This window comes from Pseudoalteromonas sp. SG43-8 (assembly GCF_014164245.1).
GTDB classification, from domain to species: domain Bacteria; phylum Pseudomonadota; class Gammaproteobacteria; order Enterobacterales; family Alteromonadaceae; genus Pseudoalteromonas; species Pseudoalteromonas distincta.
On record NZ_JACJEX010000001.1, the window covers coordinates 174,767 to 188,399 of the forward strand.

8 protein-coding genes and 10 tRNA genes are annotated in these 13,633 nt (G+C 39.1%); 10 read left to right on the forward strand and 8 right to left on the reverse strand.

Annotation, left to right across the window (positions count from 1 at the left end):
• Window positions 1–76: 76 nt before the first annotated feature.
• The 7 genes from H5122_RS00860 (at window position 77) to msrB (ending at window position 8,777) form a co-directional block, all read left to right on the forward strand.
• Complete coding sequence (locus H5122_RS00860; RefSeq protein WP_182671353.1) at window positions 77–808, forward strand: RNA methyltransferase; 732 nt, start codon at window positions 77–79, stop codon at window positions 806–808.
• A gap of 67 nt (window positions 809–875) precedes the next feature.
• Window positions 876–4,277 carry a chromosome segregation SMC family protein gene (locus H5122_RS00865; RefSeq protein WP_182682098.1) on the forward strand — a complete coding sequence of 1,134 codons (3,402 nt, stop codon included), beginning with the start codon at window positions 876–878 and terminating at the stop codon, window positions 4,275–4,277.
• A 74-nt stretch (window positions 4,278–4,351) separates the two neighbouring features.
• A complete protein-coding gene (gene zipA, locus H5122_RS00870; RefSeq protein ID WP_154903395.1) occupies window positions 4,352–5,119 on the forward strand; it encodes a cell division protein ZipA in 768 nt (255 codons plus the stop codon).
• An 80-nt stretch (window positions 5,120–5,199) separates the two neighbouring features.
• A complete protein-coding gene (ligA, locus tag H5122_RS00875; protein WP_182682099.1) occupies window positions 5,200–7,218 on the forward strand; it encodes an NAD-dependent DNA ligase LigA in 2,019 nt (672 codons plus the stop codon).
• A 9-nt stretch (window positions 7,219–7,227) separates the two neighbouring features.
• Window positions 7,228–7,746: a DUF2919 domain-containing protein gene (locus tag H5122_RS00880; protein ID WP_138489372.1), complete on the forward strand. Its 519-nt coding sequence runs from the start codon at window positions 7,228–7,230 to the stop codon at window positions 7,744–7,746.
• A gap of 2 nt (window positions 7,747–7,748) precedes the next feature.
• Window positions 7,749–8,189: a hypothetical protein gene (locus H5122_RS00885; protein ID WP_182671375.1), complete on the forward strand. Its 441-nt coding sequence runs from the start codon at window positions 7,749–7,751 to the stop codon at window positions 8,187–8,189.
• Window positions 8,190–8,336: 147 nt separating this feature from the next.
• Entirely contained in the window at window positions 8,337–8,777 is a 441-nt protein-coding gene (msrB, locus tag H5122_RS00890; RefSeq protein WP_002958586.1) for a peptide-methionine (R)-S-oxide reductase MsrB, read from the forward strand.
• A gap of 4 nt (window positions 8,778–8,781) precedes the next feature.
• Here the strand turns inward: msrB and H5122_RS00895 are convergent, their stop codons facing one another.
• The 8 genes from H5122_RS00895 to H5122_RS00930 all read right to left on the reverse strand — a co-directional run bounded on the left by H5122_RS00895 (window position 8,782) and on the right by H5122_RS00930 (window position 11,960).
• Window positions 8,782–10,428, reverse strand: a complete 1,647-nt coding sequence (locus H5122_RS00895; protein WP_029753297.1) for a response regulator — start codon at window positions 10,426–10,428, stop codon at window positions 8,782–8,784.
• Window positions 10,429–10,933: 505 nt separating this feature from the next.
• Window positions 10,934–11,009 (reverse strand) — tRNA-Val (locus tag H5122_RS00900).
• Window positions 11,010–11,070: 61 nt separating this feature from the next.
• A tRNA-Val gene (locus tag H5122_RS00905) sits at window positions 11,071–11,146 on the reverse strand.
• Window positions 11,147–11,178: 32 nt separating this feature from the next.
• A tRNA-Val gene (locus H5122_RS00910) sits at window positions 11,179–11,254 on the reverse strand.
• Between the two features lie 48 nt (window positions 11,255–11,302).
• Window positions 11,303–11,378 (reverse strand) — tRNA-Val (locus tag H5122_RS00915).
• A 152-nt stretch (window positions 11,379–11,530) separates the two neighbouring features.
• Window positions 11,531–11,606 (reverse strand) — tRNA-Val (locus H5122_RS00920).
• A 50-nt stretch (window positions 11,607–11,656) separates the two neighbouring features.
• Window positions 11,657–11,732: transfer RNA gene (locus tag H5122_RS00925), tRNA-Val, on the reverse strand.
• A gap of 152 nt (window positions 11,733–11,884) precedes the next feature.
• A tRNA-Val gene (locus tag H5122_RS00930) sits at window positions 11,885–11,960 on the reverse strand.
• Window positions 11,961–13,090: 1,130 nt separating this feature from the next.
• Between H5122_RS00930 and H5122_RS00935 the strand changes: the two genes are divergently transcribed.
• From H5122_RS00935 to H5122_RS00945, 3 genes are all read left to right on the forward strand, one after another.
• A tRNA-Ala gene (locus H5122_RS00935) sits at window positions 13,091–13,166 on the forward strand.
• 37 nt (window positions 13,167–13,203) lie between these two features.
• Window positions 13,204–13,279: transfer RNA gene (locus tag H5122_RS00940), tRNA-Glu, on the forward strand.
• Between the two features lie 144 nt (window positions 13,280–13,423).
• Window positions 13,424–13,499: transfer RNA gene (locus tag H5122_RS00945), tRNA-Glu, on the forward strand.
• Window positions 13,500–13,633: the final 134 nt, after the last annotated feature.

Sequence of the window (13,633 nt, forward strand, 5' to 3'; positions counted from 1 at the left end):
CCCCATTCGCTGCTTTTCGAGTTCAGATGTTATAGTGAAATCTGTTATACTTGCTGGATAATTTTATGGGGCTGTTATGATTTCAAAAAACCAACTCAAACTTATTCGCCAACTTGGCCAAAAAAAGTACCGAAAGCAATATAATCAATACCTTGTACAGGGTGAGAAAAACGTACTTGAGTTATTAAACAGCCCATTAAATGTGGTTAATATTTTTGCTACAAACGAATTTATAAATGCGTACCAAGTTAAGTATCCGCAAGCTAACTTTATAGAAGCTGATGAAGAGACCCTCACCAAAGCCAGCACGCTAGTTAGCAATAATGCAGCCATTGCTATTGTTGATATGCCAAAGGCAGCTTTACCACAAGCAAGTGGTTTAATACTCGCACTTGATGGCGTATCAGACCCTGGTAATTTAGGCACAATAATAAGAGTGGCAGACTGGTACGGTATTAAACATATAGTAACTAGCACCGACAGCGCAGACGCTTACAACCCAAAAACAATTAGCGCCACAATGGGCTCATTTGTAAGGGTATCGGTAAGCCAAGTAGATTTACCTGATTATCTACAGTCTTTAAATTTACCTGTTTACGGTGCTTTTTTAGATGGGCAAAGCGTGCATAAAACCCAATTTATGAGCTCAGGCGTTTTACTAATGGGTAGTGAGTCGCATGGAATACGCGAGACATGTGCAAAGTTAGTAACTAATAAAATCACCATTCCCGCTTTTGGTGGTGCAGAGTCGCTTAATGTTGCAATGGCGACCGGTATTATTTTAGATAATTTTAAACGTCAAGCTTAACAATTTAACTGTTAATGAGTTAAATTGTTTGTAATCAATAACAATAATAATCGGTAATAACAATAAGATGCGCTTAAGCACTATTAAATTAGCGGGCTTTAAATCGTTTGTAGAGCCCACTAAAATTCCATTTCCTGATCAAATGACGTGTGTTGTTGGCCCCAATGGCTGTGGCAAATCTAACGTTATTGATGCAGTACGATGGGTGCTAGGTGAAAGCTCTGCTAAAAACCTGCGTGGCGATGCCATGACCGACGTTATTTTTAATGGCTCAACTAATCGAAAAGCCATATCACAAGCCTCTGTAGAGCTTGTTTTTGATAACGATAAAGGAAGTCCTTCAAACACATTTGCCGATCGAAACCAAATTGCTATTAAGCGTTTAGTAACGCGCGACGGACAGTCACTGTATTTTTTAAATGGCAGTAAATGCCGTAAGCGCGATATTACCGATATATTTTTAGGCACCGGTCTTGGTCCACGTAGTTACGCAATTATTGAGCAAGGGATGATCTCGCGCTTAATAGAGAGTAAACCACAAGAGCTGCGCGTATTTTTAGAAGAAGCCGCAGGCGTTTCTAAATACAAAGAGCGCCGCCGCGAAACACAAACTCGTATAAAAAGCACTCGCGAAAATCTTGAACGTTTGTTAGATGTGCGTAAAGAACTACAAAGCCAGCTCGATAAATTGGCTGTGCAGTCGGTTGATGCAAAAAAATACCGCGAATTAAAAGCACAAGAACGCATGCTAAAAGGCCAAATTGCCGTTTTAAAATGGCAAAAGTTACATCAGCAGCAACTTGAAAAAAGTGCCCAAATTAAAAAACTTAATGATCAAATTTTGTTTTTTAAAACCGCTAACTCAGGGCATGACGATGTACTTGCAAGCTTAGAAGGGCAAGTACAAGCCCAGCAAGATAAACTAAGCGATGCACAGCATCAGCAACATGTAATACACACCGAGCTTACTCGCGCTGAGCAACAACAAATCAATGTAAAGCAGCAAACCCAAACGCTTAAACAAAGTTTAATTAAATTACAGCAACGCCAAATCCAAAGTGCTGAGGTAAAATCGCAGCAGCAAATTGTGTGCGAGCAACTTAATGAAGCCCTGCAAGAGGCAAGTGAAAACGCCTTAGTATGTGAAGAGCAAGTTAGTGGGTTAACGCATGAACTTGAGGAATTATTAGCACTTAAGCAGCGCCACCATACTCATTGGCAAGCTTTGTGTGAGCAACAGCAACAGCTTAATAATAACGTGCAACTACATAGTAGTCACATTAAACAAACTCAGCAGCAAATTGATCATGTTAACGAACAAATTGATCAGTTAACTGTTCAGCTTAACGAGCTACAAAGTAGTGATGTAGAGCAACAGTTAATACAGCAAACACAGCAAACACAAACATTAACTCAAGAGCTTGCCGCTAAACAAACAGCACATACGAAGTGCACTGCTAAGCTTGAGGTGCAAAATGAGCTTGTTAATAACTCACAAAAACAATATTCGACGCTCACTCAAACAATAAACGAGTTAAAAGCCAGTATAACGGGGCTTAAAAGTACATTAGGGCTTGATGAGAAAAGTGAACGTACTAATGGTTTGTTTAATCAGCTAAGTGTTAAAGAAGGCTTTGAGCTTCTAATAGAGCAAGCACTTAAATCTTTAGAGCATTTAAATGTAAGTGAGCAGCAAGCTGATAACAGTGTTTGGCCAAATAGTGATAAAAGTGTGCCAACAAATAGCTTAGCTACATATATAACAAGCGGTGTTTATCCAGAGCATTTAGCACGTATTGCTTATAGTGAAAGCGGTGATTTAGAAATACTAAAAGATAGTTTTTATACAGCCGTTATGGATAAAAACGGTGCTTTATATGGTCGTAATTGGCATGTAAGTGCTGAATGTAATGCAGAAAACTCATTACTGTTAAAGCATAAGCAATTGCAAGATAAAGCGCAGCAATTAAATAATACCGAGGACGAGTTACAACAAGTAACACACACTCGTGACGAACATACAGCTGAGCAAATAAAGTTAGTTAACGAGCAAAGCGAGCTAAAAGAAGCCATACATGAGCTTGCGCAAAATATAGCGGTAGCCAGTACGCGCAGCGACATGCTTGTGCAGCAAGTAGCACAATTTAAGTTACAACTAGAAAAGCTACAGCAACAAAAACAGCAATTAACCGCTCAGCTTTTACAATTAAATACCGTGCTTGATGAGCAAACAGAGCAATTTGAAGTGTTAAATGAGCAGCAACTTAACTTAGCGGATGAAGTAGACGCTGCAAATAGCTTGCGCTCACAAAGTGATAAAAGTTATAGCGAAGCATTAAGCATGCTTGAGCAATATAAAACACAAGCACATAAGGCAACGCTCTCAGAGCAAAAGGCACGCAGTGAATGGCAGTTAAGCCAAACCAAATTGAGCCATGCAGAGCAAGAGCACGTTAGTGCATCAGAAGGTGCGCAAGAACTACTTAGTGAAATAGAAGAGCTGCTGATACCAGAGCAAGAACTTAGCGATAAAATTACGCAGCTTTTAGCACAGCATCAAAAAGGTGAGCAGGCATTAGTATTGCTACAAAAAGAATTAGCTCAGGCGAAAGAGAGCTTAAACACTAAGCAAATAAGCCTTAAAAATTCACAAGGTGAGCTGGTGGGCTTGCAAGAGCAGCACCAAAAGCTAACAATTGAAGAACAAAGCTTAGTAATAAAAGCGCAAGTTGCGCTTGAGCCATTAGAAGAGTTGAGACAAAGCTTAAAAGCAATACTTGATGAATTACCAGATTCATTAAATTTAAGTGCAGCACAAAATCAGTTAACAGGATTTACTAATCAGTTAGATAAATTAGGTGCAGTAAACTTGGCGGCAATAGAAGAGTTTGATTTAGCCAAAGCACGTAGTGATTATCTTGATAATCAATTAGATGATTTAACAAAAGCGTTAAGCACCCTTGAAGGTGCAATTCGTAAAATTGATAGTGAGACCAAAACACGCTTTAAAGCGACGTTCGATCAAGTTAACGAAGACTTTGCTGAGCTATTTCCTAAAGTTTTTGGTGGTGGGAGCGCGTATTTAGAATTAACCAGTGACGATTTACTCGAAAGTGGTGTTAGTATAATGGCACGACCACCGGGTAAGAAAAATTCAACAATTCATTTGTTAAGTGGTGGAGAAAAAGCGCTGACCGCATTATCATTAGTGTTTTCTATATTCAGGCTCAATCCAGCTCCTTTCTGTATGCTGGACGAAGTAGATGCACCACTAGATGATGCCAACGTTGTGCGTTTTTGCCGTTTGGTTGAAGAAATGTCACAATCAGTGCAGTTTATTTATATTAGTCATAATAAAATTGCGATGGAAATGGCAGGTAGATTAACAGGTGTTACTATGGCAGAACCTGGCGTATCGCGTATGGTTGCTGTAGATATAGAGCAAGCTGTGCAACTTGCACACGCATAAATTTTTATAACAAGTGTATTAGTTTTTCATTAATATACAGGTTTTAGGCATATCAAATAATAAAAGGTGAGGGGATGGCCGAACAATTAAGATGGGTTTTAATCGTTATCAGTGTAATTGTCATTGGTGGTTTATTAATACATGGATTGTGGTCAGTTAGAAAAAAAGACCGCCCAGAAGTATCGGATAATGAACGGGTTGAGCCATTACAACAAAGCGCACCAGCTTCATCTAAACCGTTTCGTACTGAGGCTGAGCCAAAAGAGCCAATGCAAGACGAACGTGATGAGCCACAATTTGGCGAGCTTAACTTTGATGCAAATGAGCCGCAAATTGATACAAGCGTGCCAGAAACACCAATTGAAGACGACCTAGAGATAGTTGATGATCTTGAAACAAAAGATCAAAGTGCTGAAGAAGCGCCTACTCAAATGTCTGACTTTGTTATTGTGCATATTCAAATGCCAGAAGAGCTTAGTATGCAGGGCAGTAAATTATTACCAGCAGTTAATACTTTAGGTTTTAAATATTCTGAGGAAGGTTTTTTTAATCGCCACTTAGATCCGGCTGGCCAAGGCCCTGTTTTATTTAGATTAGTAAATATGTATAACCCAGGTACGTTTGATATTGATAATATGGAACAGTTTAGTACCGCTGGGGTAAGCTTATTTATGACGTTACCGTGCGACGGCGATGGTCTAGCGGCATTTAATATGTTGCACAGCGCAGCTAAAAAGTTAGCGGATGAATTTGGTGCACAAATTTTAGATGCTGAGCGAAATGAAATGACAGTAGAGCGCATCAGGCAATATGTTGAACAGGTTCGTTCTTTTTCAGCGTAAATAACGCATACATTATATTTTTATAAGCCACTGGACGGTGAATCGTCAAAGTGGCTTTTTTTATGTTTATTGAGGTTTAAATGTCTAGCAGCATTAGTGAGCAAATTAATCATCTTCGTACTACATTAGAGCAACACAACTATAACTATTATGTGCTCGACACCCCCAGTATTCCTGATTCTGAATACGATAGGTTATTACGCGAATTAAGCGCACTAGAGATGCAGCACCCTGAATTTTTAACCGCCGACTCTCCGACACAAAAAGTAGGCGGTGCCGCACTGAGTAAATTTGAGCAAGTAGCGCACCAAGTACCCATGCTCTCACTTGATAACGCCTTTAGTGAAGAAGAGTTCACTGCGTTTAATCGTCGTATAAAAGAGCGCTTAATGAGTACTGATGAGCTTACTTTTTGTTGTGAGCCAAAACTTGATGGATTAGCCGTATCAATTATTTATCGTGATGGTGTGCTTGTACAAGCGGCTACGCGAGGTGATGGTTTTACCGGTGAAAACATTACTCAAAATGTTAAAACCATTCGTAATGTACCGCTTAAGTTACGTGGTGATTACCCAAAAGAGCTTGAAGTGCGCGGCGAAGTATTTATGGACAGCGCTGGCTTTGATAAATTAAATACTGAAGCGCAAAAACGCGGTGAAAAAGTATTTGTTAACCCGCGTAATGCAGCCGCGGGGAGTTTGCGTCAACTCGACTCTAAAATTACAGCTAAACGCCCACTCATGTTTTATGCCTATAGTACCGGGCTTGTAGCTGATGGCAGTATTCCTGAGGATCACTATCAGCAGTTAGAAAAGTTAACTGACTGGGGGTTGCCACTGTGCCCAGAGACAAAATTAGTTGAAGGTCCTAAAGCCGCGCTTGAGTACTACAGCGATATTTTAACGCGCCGTGGCGAGCTTAAATATGAAATTGATGGCGTAGTAATAAAAATAAACCAAAAGGCCTTACAAGAGCGTTTAGGCTTTGTGGCACGAGCTCCCCGCTGGGCTATTGCGTATAAATTTCCGGCGCAAGAGGAAATAACCCAACTACTTGATATTGATTTTCAAGTCGGTCGTACTGGCGCCATTACACCGGTTGCACGTTTGAAGCCTGTTTTTGTGGGTGGCGTTACCGTATCAAATGCAACGCTTCATAACAGTGATGAAGTTGCACGTTTAGGCGTAAAAGTAGGTGATACAGTTATTATTCGCCGTGCTGGAGATGTAATCCCACAAATAACGCAAGTTGTACTTGAGCGCCGCCCTGATGATGCCAGAGATATCGAATTTCCAGTAACTTGTCCTATTTGTGACTCTCATGTTGAAAAGGTTGAAGGCGAAGCTGTCGCTCGTTGTACGGGGGGGCTTGTATGTCCTGCACAACGCAAACAAGCAATTAAACACTTTGCGTCACGCAAAGCGCTGGATATAGACGGCCTTGGCGATAAAATTGTTGATCAGTTGGTAGACAGAGAGCTTATAAAAACGCCCGCTGATTTGTTTATTTTAAAACAAGGACATTTTGAATCACTTGAACGCATGGGACCTAAGTCAGCCAAAAATTTAGTAACAGCCCTTGAAGAGGCGAAAGGCACTACGCTTGCTAAGTTTTTATATTCATTAGGTATTCGCGAAGCAGGTGAGGCAACAGCACAAAATTTAGCTAATCACTTCCTTACCCTTGAAAATATAATAAATGCCAGCATTGATAGTTTAACGCAGGTAAGTGATGTAGGCGAAATAGTTGCAACACATGTTCGAGGCTTTTTTGATGAAGAGCATAATTTAGAAGTTGTTAATGCGCTTATAGAGCAAGGCGTAAACTGGCCAGCGTTGAGTGCACCTTCTGAAGAAGAACAACCGCTTGCTGGGCTTACTTATGTACTTACTGGTACGCTAAATACGCTTAATCGTAATGACGCAAAAGCACGCTTACAGCAACTAGGTGCTAAAGTATCTGGTAGCGTATCAGCGAAAACTGATGCGTTAGTCGCGGGTGAAAAAGCGGGTTCAAAACTGACTAAAGCCCAAGATTTAGATATCGACATACTCACGGAAGATGAATTAATTGAGCTGCTTCAAAAGCATAATGGTTAGGACGCAACAATGAGCCGATACGGTCCAGAATACTGGGATAAGTACGGAAGTTACCGAACTCCTATTGCATTTAATTTAAGTTTGCTTGTGCTATTACGTGGCTATTTTATTTGGGTGATTGCGGCTTTAAGTCGCAGGCCTGAACTTGATTTAATGTCGTTATTTTTTAAAAATAAAAATGATTTTTTTATTGCAATAGCAATTGGAAGTATCGCAATAATACCAACTATTTTATTTTGTTTACGCAGACCACGAGATTCACACAGTGCGAGCGATAAGTTAGCAAAAATATGGCGGCATATGCGCTGGCCCCTTATTGTATGTGCTGTTGTTGATTTAACATGGTTAAGTATTCAAGCCGCGCATAGCCATTATCGATTTTCATCATTTTTAGCAGTACAAATGATGATTGTTTTATGGGTATTGTGGTATTTGGTGAAAAGCCGTTATTTAACCGTTTTTTTTAATGATTGGCCTGAGCCGACAGAAAAAGCATCAGAAGAAAAAAAGCGACTTAAAAGGGATTAGTTGTGGACGCTGTAAATAAAAAAATAGCGATAGCTATATCGTTAATAGGGTTAGTGCTTATTATTTTAATGATTAGCACTGGGCTTTTAGAGTCTATGTGGTTTAAAGCGCTATTTGGGTTGTGGGTATTTGTTTTTTGCTCAAGCGTTTATAGGCTAACGCCCTTATTTAAATCAAGAAATAGGCTAGAGGATTTTATTCAGCGAGATGCCCAACATTTACTACTTTTTAGTTTGATGGGATTTTTTGATAAAAAGCATGGTCCAGATTGGTTAGTTATTGAGAGTATTGAACGCATAACGACAAAGGATGATGAGCTAATAATTTACAGTAATAACGAGCGCCAAATGAGTGTTAGTTTACCTGTAAAAAAAGCAGAGCTAGATAGTTTTATTAAACGAATACTTACCGACTCAGAAAAACAAAATATTACCTTTAGCTGAGGAGATTACCTTTAAAATTGAACGAGTTTTAGTTTTAAACGGTCAACACTCTTTAGCTGATCTTTAATGTATTAAATAACGTAATAATTGACCGTACTTCTTATAAATTTATTAAGTACGGTTAATCAACTATTCAATGAGGCTATTATGTTGAAGTGGAATGATGTTATTAACTTTGCCACTAACGGCAATCCTACCCCAAGTAAAAAAGTAGTCAAAACTGACGAGCAGTGGCGGATGCAACTATCAGAAGATGAATATTACGTAACACGTAAGAAAGGAACAGAGCGCCCAGATAGCTCGGGTAGTTGTACATTACTTGAACCTGGCAAGTATGTGTGTATTTGCTGTGATAACCTATTGTTTGATGCCGATGAAAAGTTTGATAGTGGCACTGGTTGGCCGTCATTTACGCAACCTGCGACAATTGAAGCGATTGGTTATGTAAATGATACAAGTCACGGTATGGAGCGCATAGAGGTGGTTTGTAATGTGTGCGATTCGCACTTAGGCCATATTTTTCCAGATGGACCATTACCAACAGGTTTACGTTATTGCGTTAATGCTGCAGCAATGAAAAAGCTCTAATATTTTATTTACTAGCGCTTTGAATATCTAAATTCATTTCTTTTGCTATATGTAAAATCTTATCTAAACGCTGCGTCTGATCTGCTTGTAATTTAGTTTTATCAAGAAGGGCGTAGCATCTCCTAGCAAGATCCATATTAAATGAGCTGCCAGATTGCTTAGTTGAATCAAATAGGCACTGTAATAAATTAAGTGCGATACTTTGATTACGAGGCATGACTCTAAACGCTTGCGTAAAAGCTTCCAGCGCAGTATTTAACTGCCCTTTATTAAATTGATTAACGGCATGGTTATTAAGCTCTTTTGGACCCATTTTAATATCGCGTCGCTCACTTTGTTGCTGCTGAATATAACGCAAGTAAGTTGTGTCGCTAACTGCAGGGTGTCTTTCACAGTGGCTAATTATTTGTGTGAATAAGGTTTGCGCCTTCTGATGAAACCCCAGTTCATGAAATGCTTTTGCTTTATCAAGTGCTCCATCAACCGATCGGATATGAGTATCGTCGTCATCAAGCTGCTCAATTAGCTTTTTCGCTTTTTGATGCTCGTCTTTTAAGTAATGAAGTCGTGCATTTAGTACATCAATCTGAGCTTGATTTGCATTATTAGGAAACTGTTTTTTTAAATCATTAATGTACTGATTTGTTTGTCTAGAAATTCGTTGAATTTGATCAGTTTGATCAGTCGTTAACGCAAAGTCGATACCGGCACGTGCTGCATTCAAATATACATCGGGGTGGTCGTGTATTGAGTGCTTTGCAAAGGAGGCTATATCTTTTTGAGTTAAATAGCTTTTTTCGTAGTCGTGATTAATTAGCGACACATTACTTAACGATTTTTGGCGTGTGATGTTTCGCGGTGCAATGTCTGCTGCTTGACTTAAAAAGCTTTGTGCTAGCTCAAACTGATTTAGCTTTATTTCTAATCTGCCCAACAAATCAAGGGCTACTAAACGAGTTTCTTGGCGCTCTAACATTGTCTTGAGCATTCGCTGCGCCAAAATATGTTCGTTATTCGCTATAAGTGCCTCTACTAAACCTACTTTTGCCCAAGCAAATTTTTGAATATCGAGAACAGACTTAAAAAAGTCTTTTGCATCTTGAGCACGCTTTAAGCGAAGTAGGGCATCGCCTTTTAAGCGAAGTAGGATAGGACTGTAATTATTATTTTTTTTATCCAGAGCGGTATCAATAAATTTAATAGCTTTTGAATCGTTACCATCATCAATTAATGAATACACTGTTTGTAAGTCGTGTTTACGCTTTAAGATTCGTTCAATGCGTGTTTTAAGCTCTTGTACTGTAAAAGGCTTAACTAAAAAGTCATCTGGCTGCAGCTCAAGAACACTATGAACGAGTGAGCCACTTGTTTCTGCTGAGATAAAAATAAAGCCAGTCGAACTTTTTATGAGCTGCTTTACACGTAGCTCTTCATAAAGCTGGTAGCCATCTTGGTGTTTGTTTAAGTTGAATGAGCAAACTATTAGATCAAATTCTTCACTTAAACACTGCTCTTTTGCAGAGTTTGCATGATCAGCAAAGCGCAACTGCCGAAAGCCAAGCCTTTCTAACGATTGTTTCATATAGCTTTGAGCAAGTGGCTGCTCCTCTACTATAAGTATTTTGGCTTTTGAATAGATCTTAGTTGGCATTGGCTTAAGCGTAATTGTATTTAACACAGACTATAATCAACAGTTTAACTCCTTACAAGGGAATTTAAATGATAGCTGTATTTATTAGGTACTTAACTTTGCCTAATACGTTTATCTAACTACGAAAGTACTGAGCCGAATAACATAATTAAAAACCAAATAAGTAAAATGGAAACGCTATATTTGATGAGTGCTTTGATATGGAAATTTAGATTTTAATAAAAATATGAAATGTATTTAAGGTAAAAATTGGAGTTAAACGTATTTAATATGGGAAAAGTTATTACTAGAGAAGTTGTCTGATGGTATTTATATGTGGTGGGTGATTACTTGGCTTGATACCAGTGACCCTGGCCATTATTTGTAAAGGGTGGTGATGCTCTTTTTCTTACGGCTAAGTTAATTACACACGATTTATATATTGAGTTTTTATAAAGTTCTTAAATGTATTTAATATGAAAAGAAAGAGTTATTACTAGAGAAGTTATCTGATGGTATTTATATGTGGTGGGTGATACTGGACTTGAACCAGTGACCCTCGCCTTGTAAGGGCGATGCTCTCCCAACTGAGCTAATCACCCACATATAATAGGTATGCCTGTTATTTAATTCTTTATTATCAATTAACCGCTTGATGTAATTTGGTGGGTGATACTGGACTTGAACCAGTGACCCTCGCCTTGTAAGGGCGATGCTCTCCCAACTGAGCTAATCACCCAAATTACATTTTAATATGCACCATTCTAGGAATGGTGGGTCGTACTGGACTTGAACCAGTGACCCTCGCCTTGTAAGGGCGATGCTCTCCCAACTGAGCTAACGACCCATATTAAATTTTAAAACGCGACTATTGATATAATAATAGGTTTATATGTGGTGGGTGATACTGGACTTGAACCAGTGACCCTCGCCTTGTAAGGGCGATGCTCTCCCAACTGAGCTAATCACCCACATATAAATTAAAACGCTACTATTAAAATAAATAGTACTGGACTTTAACCAGTGAACCTCGCCGTTACTTGTAAATAGCGGTTATGCTCTCTTTTTCTAACTGAGCTAACGACCCATTTAGATTTTTTTGTAATATGCACCATTCTAGGAATGGTGGGTCGTACTGGACTTGAACCAGTGACCCTCGCCTTGTAAGGGCGATGCTCTCCCAACTGAGCTAACGACCCATATTACAATTTTAAAACACGACTATTAATATAGTAATAGGTTTTATATGTGGTGGGTGATACTGGACTTGAACCAGTGACCCTCGCCTTGTAAGGGCGATGCTCTCCCAACTGAGCTAATCACCCACATATAATTTAAAACGCTACTATTAAATAAATAGTACTGGACTTTAACCAGTGAACTTTGCCGTTACTTGTAAGTAGCGGTAATGCTCTCTATTTTCTAACTGAGCTTATGACCCATATAGAATTTAGATGTGAACACTTTAACTAAAAAGTGGTGGGTGATACTGGACTTGAACCAGTGACCCTCGCCTTGTAAGGGCGATGCTCTCCCAACTGAGCTAATCACCCACATCTAAACAACATTGCATTGCTGCGTTGTTGTGGGGCGCTATTATAGATAGAGTTGGAAATGTGTCAACACTTGAATGATAAAAATGTGCTGAATGAAGGTTTTATAAACAATAGGATATGGTTGAAGTCTATTTTATCATCAAATTTGATATTGCAGTTCAATTAAGCACCTAAAAGTGAGTAGGGAATTGTATTTTATTAACCTTAAAATTAGTTTTACGATACTCATTGTTTTTTTACTGGAGTCGTTTTTATGATTATGAGCAAGATGGATTAATATTAGGGCGAGTTATTTAGCGAATAGAGCGGTCATTTAAAAATGAATTTAATCTAAACTTCCCAAAACAAATACTATTTTCAGCATTCTAAACTCTATTTTTGTACTTACTTTATTTTTATAAGCCAACCTAGCCATCTCGTAAATACGTATTCCTCGCTACTAGCCTTCAGGTTATGACTAAATAGATCACATATAACTAGGGCGTGTTGACCTTTGTGGATTCAAATTTGTTCAATCTAGGGGCGATTAAATCGCGGCGCGAGGTTTGTAACCTAGTGGGCCAAGTAAAAGCCGAGCAAAGCTTCCGCTTCACCTACCAAAGGTCAACGCGCCTTGAAGTTTTATACATAGAATTACGAAGCTACAATGCTCTTTTAAAAATGCTCTTCAAACAATAATCGAATTTTTTAGTACGAGTTACGCTGGTTATTAAGCAAGTAAAGGCTGCGGGTACTCTCAAACCCACATTTAAGTTTTGATTATTATAAGCAATTGTAACTTTTAAAAGATTAAAGCGATTGGCGGGACCTTAATTGGTAGTTTTTTAGATAAGTTTAATTTGCATATAAATGTATACCTTTACTTTGATGCAATTTTGTTGCATTAAATAGGGGAGTAGGGTGTTGTTAAGTATTCGCTGCAATATAGTGATGTTATTATAAGCAGTAGGGCTAGAATCTTATTCAAATTGTGTTTTTTAGCACGCTTGATAGCCAGTTTGTTGAAAATTAAACCATTTAAATAAAGCTAGGTAAAAAACTGTTGACTTTATTTTGGGTGGTGCATAGAATGCGCCCCGCACTAAGCGATACACGATGTGTTTGTCACGACGGGTATTGATTAAGTTGGGGCCATAGCTCAGCTGGGAGAGCGCTTCGCTGGCAGTGAAGAGGTCTGCGGTTCGAACCCGCATGGCTCCACCAAAAATTAGTGTTTTGTCCTAGGGTAGCAGTTTTCTGTGTCCCCATCGTCTAGAGGCCTAGGACACCGCCCTTTCACGGCGGTAACAGGGGTTCGAATCCCCTTGGGGACGCCACTTAACTTTTATTAGTTAAAGGCGGTTTTACCGAGAAAATAGCGTCACAATTAAAGCTCGAGTCTTTACTTGTATTAAACGCAATTACCTTAAAGCTCATGATGTGAGTTAAACTTATCAACTGTCCTAGTGACACATTTATGTGTCCCCATCGTCTAGAGGCCTAGGACACCGCCCTTTCACGGCGGTAACAGGGGTTCGAATCCCCTTGGGGACGCCACTTACTTATTTTTAATAGGGAAGTGTAGTGTTATTAAGAAAGCTCGCCTGAAACGAGTCTAAAAATTCAGTTGTCCTAGTGACACATTTATGTGTCCCCATCGTCTAGAGGCCTAGGACACCGCCCTTTCACGG